The sequence below is a fragment of the Acinetobacter sp. CIP 102129 genome (assembly GCF_000368305.1).
Classification (GTDB): Bacteria; Pseudomonadota; Gammaproteobacteria; order Pseudomonadales; family Moraxellaceae; genus Acinetobacter; species Acinetobacter parvus.
In genome coordinates this window covers 368,393-388,567 of sequence record NZ_KB849340.1, presented here as the reverse complement: position 1 = coordinate 388,567, position 20,175 = coordinate 368,393, and the positions used below count along the sequence as shown (strand labels likewise).

Genomic DNA, 20,175 nt, shown 5'->3' with positions numbered 1-20,175 from the left:
TATTAACGTTTAGACTTCTTATCAACACCGTGACCACGATAGGTACGAGTTGGCGCGAATTCACCTAGTTTATGACCAACCATGTGTTCAGTGATAATCACTGGAACGTGGTTACGGCCATTGTGAACAGAAATTGTTAAACCAACAAAGTCTGGCAGGATCATTGAACGACGCGACCAAGTTTTGATCGGCTTACGGTTGTTTGCAGCAATTGCCGCTTCAACTTTAGCGAACAGGTGCGCGTCGACGAATGGACCTTTTTTTAATGAACGAGGCATTAGTCAGATTCCTTTACTTGACGCGACGGTCGCGAATAATCATCTTAGTCGTACGCTTGTTGGTACGTGTCTTGTACCCCTTCGCTTTTTGACCCCATGGGCTTACAGGTTGAATACCCTTGCTACGCCCTTCACCACCACCGTGCGGGTGGTCAACTGGGTTCATTGCCATACCACGTACGGTAGGACGAACACCACGCCAGCGTGAAGCACCAGCTTTACCCAATGAACGTAGGTTGCTTTCCTGGTTAGAAACTTCACCAATGACAGCGCGACATTCAACATGGATTTTACGCATTTCACCAGAACGTAAACGAACGATAGCGTAAGAACCATCACGACCCAACAATTGAACTGAAGTACCAGCAGAACGTGCTAACTGAGCACCTTTACCGATTTTAAGTTCAAGGTTGTGAAGGGTAGAACCGATTGGCATGTTACGAAGTGGTAAGCAGTTACCTGGACGAATTGGAGCATCGTTACCAGATTGAACTTTATCACCAGCACGCAGGCCTTTAGGTGCAATGATGTAACGACGTTCACCGTCAGCATATTTCAACAAAGCAATATGCGCTGTACGGTTAGGATCGTATTCGATGCGCTCTACAGTCGCTGGAATACCATCTTTGTTACGTTTAAAGTCAACAATACGGTAGTTTTGTTTATGACCACCACCCACGTGACGTGTAGTGATGTGACCATTGTTATTACGACCACCAGTACGTTTTTTAGCTTCTACCAACGGTGCATAAGGCGCGCCTTTGTGAAGATGGTCATGAACCACTTTCTCTACAAAGCGACGTCCTGGAGACGTTGGCTTACATTTTTGAATTGGCATAATTTTCGTCCTTATTCCGCTGCGTTGTCAGCGGTATCGCCCAAGTCAGCCATTTCAACATCTTGGCCAGCTTTCAGGGTGACGTATGCTTTTTTAACATCAGAACGGCGTCCCAATGTCTTACCAAAGCGTTTTGCTTTACCCTTGGTGATTGTTGTGTTTACTTTAACAACTTCAACACCAAAGAGTTGTTCAACTGCTTTCTTGATTTCAAGCTTGTTTGCATTTAATGCAACCTTAAACACCTGAACACCAGCAGTATCACCTAAAACTTGTGCTTTTTCTGAGAATACTGGTCCTTGTAGGACTTGATATAGACGTTCGTTGTTCATCCGAGTTCTACCTCAATTTTCTTAGCAGCAGCTACAGACATGACAACTTTATCGAATGCGATCAAGCTAACAGGATCAATTGCAGTTGCATCTACCACATCAACGTGTGGAAGGTTGCGCGCTGCAAGATATAAGTTCTCATCTACAGCATCTGTAACGATCAATGCACGAGTTGCATTCAAGTCGTTCAATTTAGCAAGCAAGTCTTTAGTTTTAGGAGCAGCAACAGCAAACTCTTCAACCAATACAAGACGATCCTGGCGAACAAGTTCAGCCAAAATACATTGCATTGCACCGCGATACATCTTACGGTTTACTTTTTGAGACCAATCCTGTGGGCGAGCAGCAAAAGTCTTACCACCACCAACCCAGATTGGGCTACGAATAGAACCCGCACGAGCGCGACCAGTACCTTTTTGACGAAATGGCTTTTTACCACCACCAGAAACATCTGCACGTGATTTGTGAGCACGAGTACCTTGACGACCACCAGCTAGGTAAGCTGTAACAACCTGATGTACAAGAGCTTCGTTAAATTCACGACCAAAAGCAACTTCTGATAATTCAACCGCAGCGCCAGAAACAGTTTTTAAATTCATTCTATTTCACCTTACGCTTTGATGGTAGGACGTACAATCACGTCACCATTCGTTGCACCAGGAACAGCACCTTTAACAACTAAAACAGAACGTTCAGCGTCAATAGATACGATTTCAAGACCTTGAACCGTTACGCGTTCATCACCTAGGTGACCAGCCATTTTCTTGCCTTTGAACACGCGACCAGGTGTCTGGTTTTGACCTGTAGAACCTAATACACGGTGAGATACAGAGTTACCATGTGTAGCATCTTGCGTACGGAAGTTCCAACGCTTAACACCACCCTGGAAGCCTTTACCTTTTGATTGACCAGTTACGTCAACAATTTGACCCACTGTAAACAAGTCAACACCGATAGAACCACCAACTTCACGGCCTTCAAGCTCAGCTTCAGTAACACGAAACTCTTTAACCAGACGACCAGCAGCAACACCCGCTTTCGCGAAGTGACCTTTCTGAGCGTTAGTTACGCGCGATTCGCGACGTTCACCAGTAGTTACTTGAATTGCTTGATAACCATCAGTTTCAAGTGTTTTGATTTGCGTAATGCGGTTTGGATCGACTTCGATCACTGTTACTGGAACAGAAACACCTGCTTCAGTAAAGATGCGAGTCATACCACATTTGCGACCGACTAAACCAATAGCCATGTGCATAAACCTCTAAAAAAGCGGCCTAATTAACTTAGAGTTAATTAACCGAAAGCCTTAACCCAAAGCGATCTGAACATCAACACCAGCAGCAAGATCCAACTTCATCAATGCATCAACAGTTTTATCTGTTGGTTGAACGATATCGATCAAGCGTTTATAAGTGCGGATTTCATACTGATCACGAGCGTCTTTGTTGACGTGTGGTGAAGTAAGAACGTTGAAGCGTTCGATGCGAGTAGGCATCGGGATTGGACCACACACCTGTGCGCCAGTACGCTTAGCGGTTTCTACGATCTCTTGAGCAGATTGATCAATCAGGCGATGATCAAAAGACTTCAAACGGATACGAATTCTCTGGTTAGACATACCAGTAAACTCCAAGCCAAATATATAAAGAATCACCCATGACGCACCTCACCTTTCGGCAAGTGTCAAGGGCAGTGAAATTCACTAAGGTCGTGATCGATGCCACGACTGTAATGCGTTGACTACTTTCTTCGTAGAAAACGCCCTCCATTTGAGGGTCGCCCATTATAGCGACTGTTTAAGTCTTATGCAATTCTTCTTTTCTTTTTTTGGTTTTCAAGCCAGACTAAGCGCTCACCACATAGTCAATCGCCTGATTCAGCAGGGTATTGCCCTGTTCAAATTTGCTTTGATTGGATTTTTTCAACTCTGCAATGGATTGCACATACTCCCCCTTAAATACTGCCATATCCTCCTCATTTTCAATCAATAGCTGTAATGCATGTGGTGTCATTTCTGGGTGGAACTGGAAACCCAGAACATTCCGTCCTATTTGATAAAGCTGGTTACGACACACCCTGTTTTCCGCTAGACGCACACCACCTTTAGGAATTTCAAAGGTTTCACTATGCCATTGCATAATGTTAATCTTCTCGGGAATTTGGAAGCAATGTTCTGGAACGGAAGATGCCCTCCCTACATCCATCCAGCCCAGTTCCTGCTGAGGATTACGACTCACCGCCGCGCCCAGTGCATTGGCAATGAGCTGCCCACCCAGACACAACCCTATCGCAGGCTTGCCTGCGGCCAGATAGCGACGCAACCATCGTTTCTCCAGCCTGAGCCACGGATAGTTTGCCTCGTCGTTGACACTCATGGTTCCACCCATAATCATCAACAGGTCAACCTCATCTACACGGGGCAATGCCTCCAACTCAAGGGGTAAATCGACGGGCAAAGCAAAGAATTCTGTAGCGGTAATTTTTGCTTTATGTGCTTTCAGGAAGCTATAGCAACTTCCAAAACCCTCACCTGCAATGTGCTGAAAATAATGCACTCTTAAATGCGACTTCATGCGCCAAAACCTGTTATCGTTAGAATGATAATTAGTCTTAGCAAAAATAAAGCCAGTTTTGTGCTAACTCCCCACTCTGTACCGATTCTGTACAAAATATGCAAACCACTGGCAGGATTGTATATTTTCTCTTAACCTAAACCATTATATTGCCTAGATTTTGCCCCATGACGACACATAATCATGCTCAGACCGATCTTATCCATGCACCACGCCAAGCTCCCCAATACATAGAAACCATCCAGCCTCCCCTATTTCGTGCATCAACGATTATTTTTAAAACCACGGCGCACCTTTTTGACCGTCACTGGACCGATCCCTACGACTATAGTTATGGCACACATGGTACTCCAACCACTTTCACCTTAGCCGACAATATTGCCCAGATTGAGGGTGGAAAATATTGCCTACTTGCTCCAAGCGGATTATCTGCAATTAATTTGGTAAACAGTGCTTTTTTAAGCTCAGGTGATGAAATTTGGGTTGCAGATAATATTTATGGCCCGAATCTGGAACACTTAAAGAATCTGCAAGACCGCTATGGCATTCAGGTCAAGATTTACAACCCAATTGATGCGAATAGCTTTCAGCCAACAGAAAAAAGTAAACTGATCTGGCTTGAAGCAGCAGGTTCAGTCACGCTGGAATTTCCCGATTTAAAAAATCTGGTTAGAAAAGCGCAACAAGCCAATGTTTTGACTGTTTTGGATAACACATGGGGTGCAGGACTGGCTTTTAATGCCTTTGATTTTTCTGATGAACATTTAGCGGTCGATATCACCGTGCATGCACTCACCAAATACCCAAGTGGCGGCGGCGATATTCTCATGGGTTCAGTCGTGACCTGTGATCAACAGTTACATCACAAGCTCTATCGCATGCATGCCACTCAAGGTATCTCCGTTTCAGGTGATGATACCGCACAAATCCAGCGTAGTCTGGCGCATATGTCACTGCGTTATGAACAGCAGTCAAAAAGTGCCTTGGCCTTATTAGACTGGTTAAAACACCAACCCCAATTCACTCAGGTACTGCATCCAGCCTATCCAGATTCCGCAGGTCATTCATTCTGGACAGAGGTTTGCGCCACAGGCAAAAGTGCAGGCTTGGTCAGTGTTATTTTTAAACCTGAATTTGATATTACTGCGATCCGTAAATTTTGCGACAGCCTCAAGCTGTTTAAACTTGGATTTAGTTGGGGTGGCCCTGTCAGCCTGGTTATGCTTTATGATTTAGAACAGATGCGTACGCTTGAAAATACACATTTACAACAAGGTTTATTGGTTCGCTTCTGTATAGGACTAGAACATCCACAAGATTTAATCCAAGATATTCAAAACGCACTAAAACAGCTCGAATGAGATCAAGAATAGGTGAAGCATGGGTACACCAATCGTTATTGCTAAAAAAACCACAGATACAACACAAGATATTGTTTTACATTCTCAATTTGCAAACCGCCACGGTTTGATTGCAGGAGCGACAGGCACAGGTAAAACCGTGACGCTCAAGGTGCTTGCTGAAAGTTTCTCCCGTCTCGGGGTGCCTGTGTTTTTGGCTGATGCAAAAGGAGATGTTTCCAGTTTAGCCAAGGCAGGTGTAAGCAGTCCCAAGTTTGGTGAACGTCTCAAAACACTAAACATTGAATCGGTGCCTTTTGCTGCATCACCCGTAATGTTCTGGGATTTGTTTGGTCAGCAGGGTCATCCAATTCGCACCACCATTTCAGAAATTGGTCCGTTATTGTTGGCGCAGATGCTGAATCTGAATGACACCCAGGAGGGTGTGCTCTCGGCAGTTTTCCGCATTGCCGATGATCAGGGCTTATTGCTGATTGATTTTAAAGACCTTAAAGCAATGCTGACCTATGTCAGCGAAAATGCAGCCGAATTAAAAGCCGAATATGGCAATCTTTCTCCTGCTAGTCTTGGGGCGATTCAACGTAATTTATTGGCGTTAGGTGATCAAGGTGGAGAACAATTTTTTGGTGAACCCAGCCTGAATATTCTGGATTTCATCCAGACAGACAGCAATGGTCAGGGCTATATCAATATCCTCGCTGCGGATAAATTGATGAATACCCCCAAATTATACGCCACATTCCTGTTATGGATGCTCTCTGAACTGTTTGAACAGCTCCCTGAAGTGGGTGATATGGACAAGCCTAAACTGGTGTTCTTCTTTGATGAAGCGCATTTATTGTTTGATAATGCCAGCCCAGCCTTACAACAAAAGATTGAGCAAGTTGTACGTCTCATTCGCTCGAAAGGCGTGGGGATTTATTTTATTACCCAAAACCCACTGGATTTGCCTGAAAGCGTGTTAGGGCAACTAGGCAACCGAGTACAACATGCCTTACGCGCCTTTACCCCAAAAGATCAAAAGGCGGTCAAAACCGCAGCGGATACCTTTCGAGCCAATCCCGAATTTAAAGTTGATCAAGCGATTACCGAACTTGCTGTAGGTGAAGCATTAATTAGTTGTTTAGATGAACAAGGGACACCGCAAATTGTAGAGCGCGGTTGGGTCATGCCACCTTACTCTTCATTTACGCCAATCACGCCAGAAGAACGCCAAGTGATTATTGGGCAAAGTATTGTCGCAGGGGTTTATGATCAGGCAGTGGATCGAGACAGCGCCTATGAAATGTTGCAAAAGAAAGTGCTACAACAGTCTCAACAGAAACAGGCAGATGAGTTAGAAAAGCAGCAAATCAAAGAACAAGATGCTTTAGCCAAACAACAGGCGAAAGAACAAGAGCGTTTTGCAAAAGAGCAACAAAAAGCCGCAGAGAAAGCACAACGAGATCGCGAAAAACTCACCCAAGATATTGTGGGAACTTTTGCCAAAAGTGCAGCACGAAGTTTAGGCGGCTCTACAGGTCAAAAGATCGTTCGCGGTTTACTGGGTTCGTTATTTGGCAAATAAAAATCTTTATTATTTGAAAAATCAGAGGATAATCATTTATCCCCTATTTTTTTATGGTTTTAGTCAAAACAGGTCTTGCAAATAAATTCTATAAGGTATATTTTAAATACATATTATAAATGATAGCCAAGAGAGATCACCCATGACTCCGCAGCAAATTGACCTTGTAAAAGCAACTGTACCTGTACTCCGTGAAAATGGTGTGGCACTCACTGGTTACTTTTACAACCGTATGTTAGGTAATAACCCTGAATTAAAAGAAACCTTCAATATGGGGCATCAACGTAGTGGTGCACAAGCACAAGCACTTGCGGGTGCTGTACTAGCTTATGCGGAAAATATTGAGGACCCATCTGTGCTGTTGCCTGTGGTTGAACTCATTGCCCATAAGCATGTCAGCCTGAATATTCAATCACCTGATTACAGTATTGTGGGTGAGAATCTACTGCACTCTATCAGTGAAGTACTGAATATCTCGATGGAAGATCCATTGATTGATGCATGGGCTGCCGCTTATGGTCAATTAGCTGACTTATTTATTAGCACTGAAAAAGCCATTTATGATCAACATCAACAAACCAAAGGCAGTTGGTTAGGCTGGCGTAATTTCAAAATTGCCAAAAAAGTAGTTGAAAGCGATGAAATTACTTCATTCTATCTAGCACCTGTAGATGGTGGTGAATTACCAAAATATGAAGCAGGTCAATATATTTCGGTTCGCGTGTTTGTGCCTGAACTCAATTTAAGACAACCACGTCAATATACGCTTTCAACCAGCCCTCAAGCAGATTACTTACGTATTTCAGTTAAACGTGAAGATGAAAAGGGTGAGTTAGCAGGTGGCTGGGTATCTAGTACGTTGCATGGTTTGGCTGAGGGTTCAGAAATTGAAGTTTCTGCACCAACAGGTAACTTCTATTTAATTGATAGCAGCAAACGTAATGTATTTATTAGTGGTGGTGTTGGCTTAACTCCAATGATTGCTATGCTGAATCAATTAGTGACAGAAGATATGCCTCAGCCTGTCAGCTTTATTCATGCCTGCCGTAGCAGTCAGGTGCATGCCATGAAACAGCATATTCATGAGTTAAAGGCAAAATATCCACGTCTGAGCACATTCACTGCTTATGAGTTTCCTCATCAAGGTGACGTGTTAGGCGAAGATTATGATGCGGCTGGTCGCTTAGATTTAGTGTCAATGGATGCTGGATTATTACCAGCCAATGCAGACTATTATCTGTGTGGTCCAATGCCATTTATGGCAGAGCAACATAAAGCTTTAGTTGCTCGTGGCATCCCTGCTGAAAATATCCATAGCGAAGCATTCGGTACGGGTGGCGTAAAACTCAGCTAATCGTTGCTGCGTTTTGCATAGGGCTAGTCTATGTTAGACTAGCCTTTTCTGTTTAAAGCAATAAATTGAGTGAAAACCCATGCAACTCAATAAGTTTACTGATTATGCACTCAGAATTTTAATGTATGTCGCTCGTCCGAGTGATGTACCGTATACGATTGCAGATATTGCACGGGACTTGCATGTATCCCAAAACCATTTAGTGAAAATCGTTCACTTCATGGGAAAACAACACTGGATTGTGACGATTCGTGGTAAAGGTGGTGGACTTCGTTTAAATCCAGAAGCCAAAAGTCTAAAACTAGGTGAAATTGTTCGTATCTTACAAGGCAATCATCAAATCGTAGAATGTAATACGCCACCTTGTGTTTTACGCTCTCATTGCGGACTTAAAAGTATTTTGGATCAAGCTTTAGAATGTTTTTATCAAAGCCTAGATCAATATACACTTGGAGAAGTGGTGCAATATGGCATTCTTCCCTCTTCTACAAATTCAAATATTGATTTTTTACAACTCGTTCAAAAAGCCTAAACATCAAGATTCGCACGAATCTCTCACATCCTTTATAATACTTGTTGCTATTTCAATTCAAAAAGTAAGCTTCTATGCGTCGTAGTGAAAAATCGAAAGACACCAAAGCCAAACTCGCACCTAAACAAAAAATCAGTTATGAAAAAAAGACTGATCCTGCTGTAACCGCATATGCAGTACAGTCTTTGACTTGGTTACGCCAAGCTGAATTTTTGATGAGTGCGCCTAAACTGGATTTGTGCGTAGAAGATACAGGTTATGAAATCGCATTTGCAGGTCGTTCCAATGCAGGAAAATCGAGTGCAATTAATGCTTTAACTAATCAAAAGCAACTCGCACGCGCTTCAAAAAGACCAGGCCGCACGCAAATGATCAACTTTTTTAGCTTAGGTAATCCAGATCAACGTTTGGTCGATTTACCAGGTTATGGTTATGCAGCCGTCCCTGAAGCCATGAAAATCGTATGGCAGAAAGAACTTGAGAACTATCTAATCCATCGTAAAAGCTTACAAGGCTTGGTACTTTTGATGGACATCCGACATCCATTACAACACTTTGACTTAATGATGCTGGAATGGGCACATTCACGTCATTTGTTTGTGCATATCCTGCTTACTAAAGCAGATAAATTAAACCGTGGCCCTGCCAATAAAGTACTATTAGAAATTAAGCAGCAGTTGAAGAAAATGAAACTTGATTTCTCAATTCAATTATTCTCTTCACTCAATCGAATTGGTTTAGAAGAATTGGCAAGCGTCATGGGTGGTCGTTTAAATTTCACACTTGATCAACCAGCAGAATTTGACCTTGATAAGATCCCAGAAGCTTCAGAAATAGACGTAGAAGAATAAATAATGCATTTTATGCAACTTGATGCATAAAATGATTTTTAATTGTCCTGTATTGCTAAACACAAGCACTAGGTAGTTTTCATATACTGCTTAGTGTTGGTTCATTGCACTATCGATTAGGACTAAACGATGAAATTATTATCATTTGTGAAGAACAAAGTCCTTGGTTCTTCGATTAACTATAAAATTCTCCCACGCAAGGTAAAATTTGACTGGGAAAACACACCCGTAGACTGGATTCCCAACCAGCCTTTTGCCAGTTATTTTATTAATGAGATTAATAACATTCTACCTGCTGGTGAGTTTTGGTTTTGCCGCCTATACAATAAAGTGCTGCCACAAATTACTGATGAAAAATTAAAGCAAGATGTACAAGCCTTTATTCGTCAGGAAGCCATGCACGCCGTTGCACATAATTCGGCGAACAAAGAATATTTGAGTCAACGTAATATTGATATTCAGCGTAACCTCGATATTATGGATTTCTTATTTAACAAAGCTTTAGCGGATCAGCCTTTTGGTAAAGAAGTTCCTAAAATACTTGACCATCAATGGGACTTGTTCCGTCTAGGTGTGATTGCAACCGTTGAACACATGACTTGTGTATTGGGTAAATACGCACTGTACAACAAAGGCTGGCAAGAGCTCGGTGCCGATCCAGAAATGATTGATCTGATTAAATGGCATGGTTCTGAAGAAATCGAACATCGTACCGTTGCCTTTGATCTATATCGTCATTTAGGTGGTGGTTATATTGCACGTTATTACATGAGCGTCGCTGTAATCGTGGGTGTACTTGGTTTATGGGTTGATGGCGCGGCACATATCATGGGGCAAGATCCTCGTTTTGCCGACAAAAAACCGAGCTTATTTAGACCATGGGTTTGGATGGAATGGTACAAAATTGGTCGTCAAGATAATGAGGTTTTACCAAATCCAATTTGGTTGGTCGCTCGACAAATCGACTATCTCATGCCTTGGTATAATCCTGTGAAAGAAGCTAATACTCAAGATGCGGTGAATTATTTAAATAATTCAACAGCAGCAAAGCGCGCTTTACAACAAGCTGCATAAGCATTGCAATAAAAAAGCAGGAGTCTTCCCTGCTTTTTTATTTCTTAAATCGCATCAACTTGATTCAATTTCTGCTTGCTTAGCATAACGATCAACAACAACGCTGATCATCATATCCCCCTGTACATTCACTACTGTTCGTACAGTATCTAATACTCGATCAATCGGTAATAAAATCGCAATTGCTTCCGCAGGCAAACCAACCGATTGTAAAACCATAATCATGGTCACCATACCTGCGCTGGGAATACCTGGTGCTCCCAATGAAGCAATCATGGCAGTTAAACATACAATAATTTGCTGTGTTAGGCTCAAGTCCAAGCCCATCAAATTTGCAATAAATAAAGCGGCGGCTGCCTCATAAAGTGCAGTACCATCCATATTTAATTGTGTTCCTAAAGGAATCACAAATCCTGCCGTCTGTGGTCGTACACCTAAATTTTCTTGTGCACATTTCATACTGAGTGGCATCGTCGCAGAACTTGAACTGGTCGCAAATGCAGTGACCAAAGCAGTACGTGCACCTTTAAAGAAAGTGATTGGATTCATTTTGCCAAAAATCCAAAGTAATGCCGGCAAAACAACAGCACCGTGGAAAATCGTTGTTCCTGTGACAACCGCTGCGAATTCCACTAAACGACTTAACACGGAAAGATCTTCGGTCGCGATCAATTTAGCAAGCAGCGCAAAAATACCGATTGGCGCTAGCTTCATCACCCAACCCACAAGCATCATCATCATAACAAAGAATTGTTGGCAGGTATTGCGAACCAAGCTAAAGCTTTCACCCCCTTTGACTAATGCGACTCCAAGGAATAACGCAAAAACCACAACTGCAAGTACATTACCCTCACTCAATGCTTTAAAAGGATTAATCAAGGTATTTTGGATAAAACTGGTCAGAAAACTTGAAGGCGTCAGCGTATCTGGTGTCTGATGGTTTTGCATGGCTTCTTGGAAGATTTGAATATCTACGCCTTTGCCTACTTCAAATAGATGTGCGCAACTGATTCCTAAAATCAAAGCTAAGGTTGTTGTCGTGAGACAGCTCAATGCTGTAATTTTCCAAACTCGTCCAAATTGTCCACCAGCCTGTAAATTTGAAACACCCACAACGATCGAACTAAAAATAAGTGGGATAAGCAACATTTTTAGTAAACCAATAAAAATACTGCTTAAAATCCCTAGCCCATACAAACTATGTTCAGCAAAACTAGTCTGCGGATACAAAGTTAAGAAGAACCCATATATAACACCCAGTACGGCTGCGATTAGAATTTGTGTATTTAAATTCATGCTGATTAATAAAATATTTTAACTTGTAGATACTATGGCACGCTCATATTGAAGAATCGAGCAATTTTTTCTCACAACCTTATGACAAAAAAGCCATCTAAACGATGGCTTTAATTTGAGTTTTTCAGCTCTAATTTACTGGGTTTCAATTTCTCTCAATCGAATTAACCCCTCTTGTACAGTGCTACATACCAGCTGACCATTCTGCCACATGCGTCCAAAATTAAGACCACGTGAACTAGCACTAATCGTTGCTTCCATATCGTAAAGCATCCAATCATCAGCACGTAACGGGCGATGGAAGTAAATGGTATGATCAATGCTTGCGCATTGTAAATTTGGCGAAATCCAAGATAACCCGTGTGGACGCAATGCTGTGGTCATCAAAGTAAAGTCTGAATAAAATGCAACGATGGCTTGATGTAATGACACGTCATCAACATTTTCTGCAATACGATCATGGGTACGAATGTAGTGCGCATAATATGGTGCTTCAGGCTGCGGCTGAAAAGGATTAACTGGTCGAGTTGGTCTGATTTCCACATGACGTTCGCGCATAAAACTGGTACGTGCATTTTCTGGAACGAAATTGAGCATACTTTCTTTTAATTCTTTCTCAGACTTCAGCTCTTCAGGACTCGGATACTCTGGTTCTTTATGTTGATAATTTAAGCCTTCTTCTTGATTGGCAAAAGATACCATCGCCGAAAAAATTGTACGTCCATGTTGGATCGCACGCACTTGTCGACTTGCAAAACTTTTACCATCCCGCAATGGATCAACTTCATAAATGATCGGTGCATCGACATCACCACCATATAAAAAATAAGCATGCAACGAATGTGCTGGACGATCTGTAGTATAGGATGCGGCCCTTAACGCCTGCCCTAGCACCTGCCCACCAAATACCCGTTTACCGACCAGATTGCGGCTGTTGCCCCGAAAGATATGTTCTTCAATCCGTTCCAGCGTCAATAATTCAACGAGTTCTTGAGTCAAAGCATTCATGTAACCACCTTCCAACACCAATGAGGAGAAATCAACCCAGGCATAAGGACAGTTATAGTGCCACAATAAAACACTGTTTCTAGCTCATGCACAGGGCAAAGTCAGGACAATTCAGATCAACCGTCATGAGCAGCCTGACTTGATTGTGCCATAAATTCCCATAAATATACTCAGGATAAAATGATTTGTCCGTCACGTTATTCTTATTTATAACCGCTAAAAATACGATTTTTAACGATAAAATCTACCAAATACGCTATATTTTGTCAGAAAATAACATATCGTTTTATGTCAGAATAACGCAGAATGTCGTGCTCATCATGGCTTACTGTCAGGATTATGATTTAGGAGTCTGTAATGTCCAAGACTGGATTTGGTCAAATGTATCGCCAACTTTCGAGTAAGTTACTTGACCTTGTGGTCACCCCACATGTTCTTGGTGAAGTTCCTACAGAATCAACAACAACTGAGCAAAGCACACCAGATTCAAATAAAGTGATTTGCTATGTACTACAAAATTATTCACGTAGTAATGCTTTGGTAGTTGATGGTGAAACGCGTCGCCTTCATCTAAAGCCAGCTTTAGATGCCATGAGTTTTGGAACTTATCATGAAAAAAACTCGATTCTATTTTTACATCAAAATGAAAATAACTTTTTTAATACTCAAACATATCCCCCACGCCTTCTACAGTTGATCGAAGCATTAGAACAAAATCAAGAAGTAGATGTTCAATTAGTTCCCGTTACAGTACTTTGGGGACGTTCACCAGATAAAGAGGATTCATGGTTTAAACTGTTGTTCTCCGATACTTGGGCAACGCCTGGGACAGTCAAACAACTGGTCAATATTGGTCTACATGGTCGTGAGTCTTATTTAGAGTTCCATGCACCGCAATCCTTGCGTGAACTGGTAGATTATGCCAAGAGACATCATCCAAACATCTCTCCTGCCACGTATATCGCAAGTTCACTAGATCGCTACCTAGACCAGCAACGCGAAGTCGTACTTGGGCCTGACTTGTCAGACCGCCGCAACGTGATGCAGTCTATCATTAAGGCACCCGATGTACAGGATGCCATCCGTCGTGAAAGCATTCAGCATAAAATCAGCATGCTTGAGGCAGAACGCCGCGCAATTGGCTATGTCAATGAAATCGTTTCTGATTATTCAGCGTCAGCAGTACGCTTCGCAGATATGGCTTTAACACGATTATGGACACAACTGTATGACGGCGTTGAAGTTCATAATTTCAGTACGGTTCGCGAACTTGCGAAAGATTATGAAATTATTTACACACCATGCCACCGTAGCCATATTGACTATTTATTATTGTCCTATGTGATTTATAAACGTGGCTTGATGATTCCATATATTGCTGCGGGTGATAACCTAAACCTACCTTTTGTAGGTCAGTTATTACGTGGAGGTGGTGCATTTTTCATACGCCGATCTTTCCGCGGAAATGCACTATATACATCTGTACTCAAAGAATATTTATACAGCATTCTATCACGCAATACGCCTATCGAGTACTTCATTGAAGGTGGTCGTTCACGTACCGGTCGCTTGCTACCACCGAAGACAGGCATGCTTGCAATGACCATTCATGGTCATTTACGCGGTCGCGCCAAGCCAATTGTTTTTGTTCCAACATATATCGGCTACGAACGCCTGATGGAAGGTTCAACTTATGTCGGTGAGATGCAGGGTAAGCCAAAAGAAGCAGAATCAATTTTTGGCATCGTCAAAACTTTACGTAAAATTGAAAGAATTTTTGGCAAGGTACACGTCAATTTTGGTGAACCTGTTTTCCTTGATGATATTTTAAAGCAGCATAATGCAGATAAAATTCAGATCGAAAAAAATGATGCGCCAATTCCAGCAGAAATTTCCAGTGTGGTGTCAAGCTCAGCCAACCTGATTCTGGAAAACATCAACCGTGCGGTGGTGATCAACCCTGTTTCCCTGCTTTCGCTGATCTTGTTGGCAACGCCAAAACATACGCTGGATGAGGAGATTTGTGCAAAACAGCTCGACATTTACCGTGATCTGGCCACCCAGCAACCTTATGATGAGCGCACTCAAGTCACCTCATTATCGGGCAAGGAAATCATTGCCTATGGCATGAAGCTCAAACTGATCAAGCGCGTACAGCATGTGTTGGGCGATATTATTGCAATTGAGGACAATCAGGCGGTCTTGCTCACCTATTTCCGCAACAATATCCTGCATGCTTTCGTACTACCATCACTGGTTGCGTCACTGGTTGAGCACAACGGTAAAATTAACAAGACCGATTTAAGCAACGTCATCCGTACCCTGTATCCATTCCTGAAAGCTGAACTGTTCATGAAATGGCAGCCAGCTGAACTGCAACAGCATATTGATAGCTACATCAATGCGCTGGTACAGATTGGCCTGATCTTTCAGGACCATGATGGCAACCTGTTCAGCCCAACACCAAATAGCGAAGAACACCAGAAACTTGTGACCTTGGGATTGCCTGTGAAACAGAGCCTGGAACGTTACTACATGACGCTTGCGCTGATTACCCAGCGTGGTTCTGGCAATATCTCCACCAAACAGGTTGAGGAGCTGAGCCATTTATTGGGTCAACGTTTGTCTGTACTGTACGAGTTCAACTCACCAGAGTTCTTTGACAAGGCACTGTTCCAAAGCTTTATTAAAGTGCTGACGCAGCAGAATTATATTCGCAACAATGAACAGGGCTTGATTGAATATGATGACAACTTTAGTGAAATGGCAGCAGGTGCCCAGTTGGTGCTTGACGAAGCGACCTTGCAGATGTTGCAGCACATCACCACATTCAGTGATGAGGAACTGGCGACAGCGCTGGAGGCAATGGCTTCGCAACAGGCCAAACGCCGCTTGAAACGTAAAAAAGCTTAATATTGCAATTAATACCTCAAAGCAACTTCGCTTTGAGGTATTTTTATTTCCGACACTCCAGATATTGCGGATCATCCAGACAACGTAGTCATCTGATCAGGTCAATAAAATAGGCATCGTAGTAACCTGAATCGACATAGCGGTTACGGATTTTTGCTACCAATGCCTCATAGCCCTCTGCACCAATGCCTGTTGTGGCGGATTGTTTTCAAGAATCCCGATTCTCTTGTTGTTTAACGGGGAAACCTTGCTGATTTGAAAGGTTTTAAATTTCAACTGGACCCGACTTTGCTGTGCATACAGGCGAATATCCTGAAACCTGCGGCTAATATCGCCCTGAGTCCCCACAGGGTCAAATACACAGCAGACCTGTTCACTCGCCCAACTGTTTGTCGCAATCCATCCGAGAAGCACTGTATATATTATTTTTTTCATCGCTGACCTTTGCCCACTTTGCTGCAAACTCTGTGCATCATTCAAGCCATCTTGAAGATACACTGACATCCAATGGTAATAAAGGCCATATTCCGCATCACAACACTTGCAGTTTGATCGAATTATTCTGGATTGCCATGTGCCGACAAGGCCGCCGCATAGTCATTAAAGCAAATCAAATGGTCAAATTTAAAATCCATTTCCATCAGTCTGGTGGCATAAATGCGTTTCCCTGTCTGCTGTTCAGAGAGCAACCTCAACGCAGGCAAATCAAGCTGTTGCTGGAACCAGAGCAGGATTTCATGCATGGGTAAAGGCATGTTATTGGTGACGATATAGCTGGGCTGTGCATTCTCCACATCCATAAGTTGAGCCAAAAACCTTGCCAAATCATCAATATGGATACGGTTACTCAAATGAATGGCTGGGTAGGTTGATGTTTGCTCAGCCATTCGTTGCAGACGGGCCACTGATGTTCCATAAATCCCTGTTGGACGAACGATGATGCTCTGCTGTGGATAATGCATCTGCCACAACAACTCCATTTTCCGTAACAGCTTGCCCTGCTCATCGGCAGGCTGGATCAATGACTCATCATCAATCCTCTCCCCTGCATTTTCACCATAGACTCGTGTCGAAGAAACAATGATGATGCGCTGAACAGGATGAGCTGCTAATGCCTGCATAATCGGTTTAACACTGTCCACGTAGGTGTGCTGGTAGGCCTCGATTCCCCCTTGTGACGGAGCAAGCAACACATAGACCACATCAATCGGAGCAAATGCGGTCAGGTCGAGCTGGTGAATATCCTGTATCGCATGTGTCGCGTAACAATCTGTTTTTGCACTGCGACTAATTGTGCTAATGTGGTGACCCTGCTCAAATAAGTGTTTAGCAACACGTTGAGATGTTTTACCATAACCAATAAATAAAATATGCATACATATCCCTGACCAAAGATGACCTCAGTCCAGCAATTACAAGGTGTTGGTGCCGCCGCAGCAACCCTGCTCGAAAAGCTTCATATTTTTAGCACGGATGATTTGTTATTTCATCTTCCTCGTGACTATGAAGATCGTAGCACCATTATTCCAATGAATCAGTTGGTGGTTGGGCGCAGTTACCTGCTTGAGGGTGAAGTCAGGTCTGTTGATTTTCCACCTGGCAAAAAGAAGTCGCTTGCAGCATTGCTACAGGATGATTCTGGCAAGGTCACTTTACGTTTTTATCATATTTACAAGGGCCTGACCGACCGTATCAAGATTGGGCAACGCCTGCGGATTTTTGGCGAGGTTCGGGTCGGTGCACGTGGTCTGGAGCTGTATCACCCTGAAATTCAGGTGATCCAGCAACATACTGCCTTACCCAAAACCCAGCTTACCGCAATCTACCCAAGTACCGAGGGCCTAACCCAGCCCAAACTACGGGAATATGTACGTCAGGCTTTACAGTACCATAGTGATGAGCTGGCTGAACTACTGCCTAAAAAATACAGTAACGGCTATGAGTTGAAAGAGGCTCTGCATTACATCCATGAGCCGCCAACCGATGCCAATATGTTGCAGCTCAATCAGGGTTCTCATCCTGCACAGCAACGCCTGATTTTTGAGGAGCTGGTTGCCCATCAGGTCAGTTTGTTGACGCGCCGTGCCTATATCCGCCAGATTGCCGCCCCGCGTTTTAACAGCAGCAAGGTTTTGGCAAAGCACTTACTGGATGGTCTGCCATTCCAGATGACCAACGCTCAGAAACGGGTTTCCAAAGAAATATTGCACGACCTCAAACAGGATCAGCCAATGTTGCGTCTGGTACAGGGTGATGTCGGGGCAGGTAAAACCCTAGTTGCTGCAGTCGCTGCCTGTCATGCGCTGGAAGCGGACTGGCAGGTGGCCTTGATGGCACCGACGGAGATTCTTGCCGAGCAGCACTACTTAAACTTTAAACGCTGGTTTGAACCGTTGGGCATTGAGGTGGCATGGCTGTCAGGCAAACAGAAAGGTAAGGCACGTGCTCAGGCCGAACAACAGATCAAGCAAGGTCATGCGCAGCTGATTGTGGGCACCCATGCACTGTTTCAGGACAATGTCGAGTTTTCCAGACTCGGTTTAGTGATTATTGATGAACAGCACCGTTTTGGGGTTGATCAACGGCTTGCTCTACGCAACAAAGGTGCAGACCAGTTCACGCCGCATCAGCTGGTGATGACCGCAACCCCCATTCCTCGCACGCTGGCGATGAGTGCCTATGGTGATCTGGACACCTCCATCATTGATGAACTGCCACCAGGACGTACCCCCATTCAAACAGTGACTATTCCACTGGATCGGCGCGAGCAGGTTCTGCAACGCATCGCAAGCAATTGTCGGGAGGGCAAGCAGGCCTATTGGGTCTGTACGCTGGTTGAACAGTCTGAAACGCTGGATGCACAGGCGGCCGAGGCCACCTATCAGGAAATTAAAGAGCGTTTTTCAGACATCAACATTGGGCTGGTGCATGGTAAAATGAAAGCAGATGAAAAACAGTCGGTTATGCAGGCCTTTAAGGACAATCAATTACAATTACTGATTGCCACCACGGTGATTGAGGTCGGCGTGGATGTACCCAATGCATCCATCATGGTGATTGAAAATGCAGAACGGCTGGGGCTGTCGCAACTGCATCAGCTCCGTGGGCGGGTGGGTCGGGGCGCAACCGCAAGTTTCTGCGCCCTGCTCTATAAAACTCCATTGTCACAGAATGGACAAGAACGCCTTTCCATTTTACGGGAAAGCAATGACGGCTTTGTGATTGCTGAAAAGGATCTTGAAATTCGCGGTCCAGGTGAGTTGCTGGGCACCAAACAGACAGGGGATATGGGCTTTCGCGTGGCGCGTCTGGAACGTGATGACCATTTACTCAGCCAGGCACATTATGTGGCGGCACAAATCCTCAAGGATTATCCACAACATGCTGACGGCCTGCTCAAACGCTGGTTGCCTCAAGCACCAAGATACGCTTATGTTTAAATTACTTGGCACATCCGCCCAACAGGTTTTTGATTATTGCACGCCATGTAGCCTGTGTGACATTGGGATCAAACAGCATTTTGGTGTTTGTCACAATTGCTGGCAACAACTGCCGTGGTTGAAACAGCACATTACCCGTAACCAGCAACAGGTATTTGTTGCCTGTCATTATCAATATCCGATTGACCGCATTATTCAACAGTTTAAATATGAACAAAAACTGCATCATCAACGTTTATTGAATGGCCTGTTGCTACAGCTCAAGCTTCCCAGAGTTCAGGCCATTGTGCCAATGCCAATTTCCACAGATCGTTTGGTAGAGCGCGGTTTTAACCAAACCCTGTTACTGGCCAAAGCACTGGCACATAACCTGAATATTCCTGTCTGGCAGCCTGTACAACGTCTGGCACAACACTCGCAAAAAGGCTTTTCGCGTCTGGAGAGGCTGGAAGACATTGAGCAGCAATTTATTAGCAATCCATCAGGAAAAATCCGCTATCGAAAAGTGCTGATTGTGGATGATGTGGTGACCACGGGAAGTTCCATTACCGCCTTGTCACAGGCATTGGAACAAATCGGCTGCCAACAAATCTATAGTGTGTGTTTGGCGGCCGCACAACATCGTGAGTCTAGCTTACAAGGTTTTGCTGACACCATGGAATCACCACCTCTTTAGTCAGTGGTGCCAATATTGTGGACTGATCATCCAAATAGAATTCATACAATTAAAACCGTTTTATATAACTGTCATGCTGCTA

At 43.6% G+C, this 20,175-nt stretch carries 19 protein-coding genes and 1 pseudogene; 9 read left to right on the top strand and 11 right to left on the bottom strand.

Annotated elements, in window-relative coordinates:
* Positions 1-2: 2 nt before the first annotated feature.
* From rpsS to F973_RS05965, 7 genes are all read right to left on the bottom strand, one after another.
* Entirely contained in the window at positions 3-278 is a 276-nt protein-coding gene (rpsS, locus tag F973_RS05995) for a 30S ribosomal protein S19 (RefSeq protein WP_004678590.1), read from the bottom strand.
* A gap of 13 nt (positions 279-291) precedes the next feature.
* Entirely contained in the window at positions 292-1,116 is an 825-nt protein-coding gene (rplB, locus tag F973_RS05990; RefSeq protein ID WP_004678591.1) for a 50S ribosomal protein L2, read from the bottom strand.
* A gap of 11 nt (positions 1,117-1,127) precedes the next feature.
* On the bottom strand, positions 1,128-1,448 hold the full coding sequence (gene rplW, locus F973_RS05985) for a 50S ribosomal protein L23 (protein WP_004678592.1): 321 nt from the start codon (positions 1,446-1,448) through the stop codon (positions 1,128-1,130).
* The gene (rplD, locus tag F973_RS05980; RefSeq protein WP_004683274.1) at positions 1,445-2,047 is read right to left on the bottom strand and encodes a 50S ribosomal protein L4; all 603 of its coding nucleotides are present in this window, start codon (positions 2,045-2,047) and stop codon (positions 1,445-1,447) included. The genes rplW and rplD overlap by 4 nt, the downstream gene beginning before the upstream one ends.
* An 11-nt stretch (positions 2,048-2,058) precedes the next feature.
* Positions 2,059-2,697, bottom strand: a complete 639-nt coding sequence (gene rplC / locus F973_RS05975; protein WP_004683276.1) for a 50S ribosomal protein L3 — start codon at positions 2,695-2,697, stop codon at positions 2,059-2,061.
* 57 nt (positions 2,698-2,754) lie between these two features.
* Positions 2,755-3,066: a 30S ribosomal protein S10 gene (rpsJ, locus tag F973_RS05970; protein ID WP_000070912.1), complete on the bottom strand. Its 312-nt coding sequence runs from the start codon at positions 3,064-3,066 to the stop codon at positions 2,755-2,757.
* Positions 3,067-3,292: 226 nt separating this feature from the next.
* Positions 3,293-4,021, bottom strand: a complete 729-nt coding sequence (locus F973_RS05965; protein WP_004760646.1) for a type 1 glutamine amidotransferase — start codon at positions 4,019-4,021, stop codon at positions 3,293-3,295.
* Positions 4,022-4,188: 167 nt separating this feature from the next.
* Between F973_RS05965 and F973_RS05960 the strand changes: the two genes are divergently transcribed.
* The 6 genes from F973_RS05960 (at position 4,189) to F973_RS05935 (ending at position 10,760) form a co-directional block, all read left to right on the top strand.
* Positions 4,189-5,382 carry a PLP-dependent transferase gene (locus F973_RS05960; RefSeq protein ID WP_004760645.1) on the top strand — a complete coding sequence of 398 codons (1,194 nt, stop codon included), beginning with the start codon at positions 4,189-4,191 and terminating at the stop codon, positions 5,380-5,382.
* A gap of 19 nt (positions 5,383-5,401) precedes the next feature.
* Positions 5,402-6,949 carry a helicase HerA-like domain-containing protein gene (locus tag F973_RS05955; RefSeq protein ID WP_004760643.1) on the top strand — a complete coding sequence of 516 codons (1,548 nt, stop codon included), beginning with the start codon at positions 5,402-5,404 and terminating at the stop codon, positions 6,947-6,949.
* A gap of 142 nt (positions 6,950-7,091) precedes the next feature.
* Entirely contained in the window at positions 7,092-8,303 is a 1,212-nt protein-coding gene (gene hmpA, locus F973_RS05950) for an NO-inducible flavohemoprotein (protein ID WP_004760642.1), read from the top strand.
* Between the two features lie 79 nt (positions 8,304-8,382).
* Entirely contained in the window at positions 8,383-8,835 is a 453-nt protein-coding gene (locus F973_RS05945) for an RrF2 family transcriptional regulator (protein ID WP_004660334.1), read from the top strand.
* A gap of 74 nt (positions 8,836-8,909) precedes the next feature.
* On the top strand, positions 8,910-9,686 hold the full coding sequence (gene yihA, locus F973_RS05940; protein WP_004760640.1) for a ribosome biogenesis GTP-binding protein YihA/YsxC: 777 nt from the start codon (positions 8,910-8,912) through the stop codon (positions 9,684-9,686).
* Positions 9,687-9,815: 129 nt separating this feature from the next.
* Positions 9,816-10,760, top strand: coding sequence for a metal-dependent hydrolase (locus tag F973_RS05935; RefSeq protein ID WP_004760638.1), 945 nt, complete (start codon positions 9,816-9,818; stop codon positions 10,758-10,760).
* A gap of 54 nt (positions 10,761-10,814) precedes the next feature.
* Here F973_RS05935 and F973_RS05930 read toward each other — a convergent pair whose 3' ends face one another.
* Both F973_RS05930 and F973_RS05925 read right to left on the bottom strand, forming a co-directional pair.
* Positions 10,815-12,056 carry a dicarboxylate/amino acid:cation symporter gene (locus tag F973_RS05930; RefSeq protein WP_004760637.1) on the bottom strand — a complete coding sequence of 414 codons (1,242 nt, stop codon included), beginning with the start codon at positions 12,054-12,056 and terminating at the stop codon, positions 10,815-10,817.
* A gap of 135 nt (positions 12,057-12,191) precedes the next feature.
* Positions 12,192-13,064, bottom strand: coding sequence for an acyl-CoA thioesterase (locus tag F973_RS05925; protein ID WP_004760635.1), 873 nt, complete (start codon positions 13,062-13,064; stop codon positions 12,192-12,194).
* Between the two features lie 357 nt (positions 13,065-13,421).
* Between F973_RS05925 and plsB the strand changes: the two genes are divergently transcribed.
* Positions 13,422-15,977, top strand: coding sequence for a glycerol-3-phosphate 1-O-acyltransferase PlsB (gene plsB, locus F973_RS05920; RefSeq protein WP_004683289.1), 2,556 nt, complete (start codon positions 13,422-13,424; stop codon positions 15,975-15,977).
* Positions 15,978-16,065: 88 nt separating this feature from the next.
* Here the strand turns inward: plsB and F973_RS05915 are convergent.
* Together F973_RS05915 and F973_RS05910 are read right to left on the bottom strand one after the other, a co-directional pair.
* A pseudogene (locus tag F973_RS05915) lies at positions 16,066-16,412 on the bottom strand (hypothetical protein).
* 122 nt (positions 16,413-16,534) lie between these two features.
* Positions 16,535-17,353: an NAD(P)H-binding protein gene (locus F973_RS05910; protein WP_004760632.1), complete on the bottom strand. Its 819-nt coding sequence runs from the start codon at positions 17,351-17,353 to the stop codon at positions 16,535-16,537.
* 18 nt (positions 17,354-17,371) lie between these two features.
* Here F973_RS05910 and recG point away from each other — a divergent pair, with 18 nt between their 5' ends.
* Both recG and F973_RS05900 read left to right on the top strand, forming a co-directional pair.
* Positions 17,372-19,417 carry an ATP-dependent DNA helicase RecG gene (recG, locus tag F973_RS05905; protein WP_004760630.1) on the top strand — a complete coding sequence of 682 codons (2,046 nt, stop codon included), beginning with the start codon at positions 17,372-17,374 and terminating at the stop codon, positions 19,415-19,417.
* Entirely contained in the window at positions 19,410-20,093 is a 684-nt protein-coding gene (locus tag F973_RS05900) for a ComF family protein (RefSeq protein WP_212749542.1), read from the top strand. Before recG ends, F973_RS05900 begins: the two co-directional genes overlap by 8 nt.
* The last annotated feature ends 82 nt before the right edge of the window (positions 20,094-20,175 follow it).

Coding starts and splice junctions, on each gene's coding strand:
- rpsS (WP_004678590.1), bottom strand. CDS start 278: ATGCCTCGTTCATTAAAAAAAGGTCCATTCGTCGACGCGCACCTGTTC.
- rplB (WP_004678591.1), bottom strand. CDS start 1,116: ATGCCAATTCAAAAATGTAAGCCAACGTCTCCAGGACGTCGCTTTGTA.
- rplW (WP_004678592.1), bottom strand. CDS start 1,448: ATGAACAACGAACGTCTATATCAAGTCCTACAAGGACCAGTATTCTCA.
- rplD (WP_004683274.1), bottom strand. CDS start 2,047: ATGAATTTAAAAACTGTTTCTGGCGCTGCGGTTGAATTATCAGAAGTT.
- rplC (WP_004683276.1), bottom strand. CDS start 2,697: ATGGCTATTGGTTTAGTCGGTCGCAAATGTGGTATGACTCGCATCTTT.
- rpsJ (WP_000070912.1), bottom strand. CDS start 3,066: ATGTCTAACCAGAGAATTCGTATCCGTTTGAAGTCTTTTGATCATCGC.
- F973_RS05965 (WP_004760646.1), bottom strand. CDS start 4,021: ATGAAGTCGCATTTAAGAGTGCATTATTTTCAGCACATTGCAGGTGAG.
- F973_RS05960 (WP_004760645.1), top strand. CDS start 4,189: ATGACGACACATAATCATGCTCAGACCGATCTTATCCATGCACCACGC.
- F973_RS05955 (WP_004760643.1), top strand. CDS start 5,402: ATGGGTACACCAATCGTTATTGCTAAAAAAACCACAGATACAACACAA.
- hmpA (WP_004760642.1), top strand. CDS start 7,092: ATGACTCCGCAGCAAATTGACCTTGTAAAAGCAACTGTACCTGTACTC.
- F973_RS05945 (WP_004660334.1), top strand. CDS start 8,383: ATGCAACTCAATAAGTTTACTGATTATGCACTCAGAATTTTAATGTAT.
- yihA (WP_004760640.1), top strand. CDS start 8,910: ATGCGTCGTAGTGAAAAATCGAAAGACACCAAAGCCAAACTCGCACCT.
- F973_RS05935 (WP_004760638.1), top strand. CDS start 9,816: ATGAAATTATTATCATTTGTGAAGAACAAAGTCCTTGGTTCTTCGATT.
- F973_RS05930 (WP_004760637.1), bottom strand. CDS start 12,056: ATGAATTTAAATACACAAATTCTAATCGCAGCCGTACTGGGTGTTATA.
- F973_RS05925 (WP_004760635.1), bottom strand. CDS start 13,064: ATGAATGCTTTGACTCAAGAACTCGTTGAATTATTGACGCTGGAACGG.
- plsB (WP_004683289.1), top strand. CDS start 13,422: ATGTCCAAGACTGGATTTGGTCAAATGTATCGCCAACTTTCGAGTAAG.
- F973_RS05910 (WP_004760632.1), bottom strand. CDS start 17,353: ATGCATATTTTATTTATTGGTTATGGTAAAACATCTCAACGTGTTGCT.
- recG (WP_004760630.1), top strand. CDS start 17,372: ATGACCTCAGTCCAGCAATTACAAGGTGTTGGTGCCGCCGCAGCAACC.
- F973_RS05900 (WP_212749542.1), top strand. CDS start 19,410: ATGTTTAAATTACTTGGCACATCCGCCCAACAGGTTTTTGATTATTGC.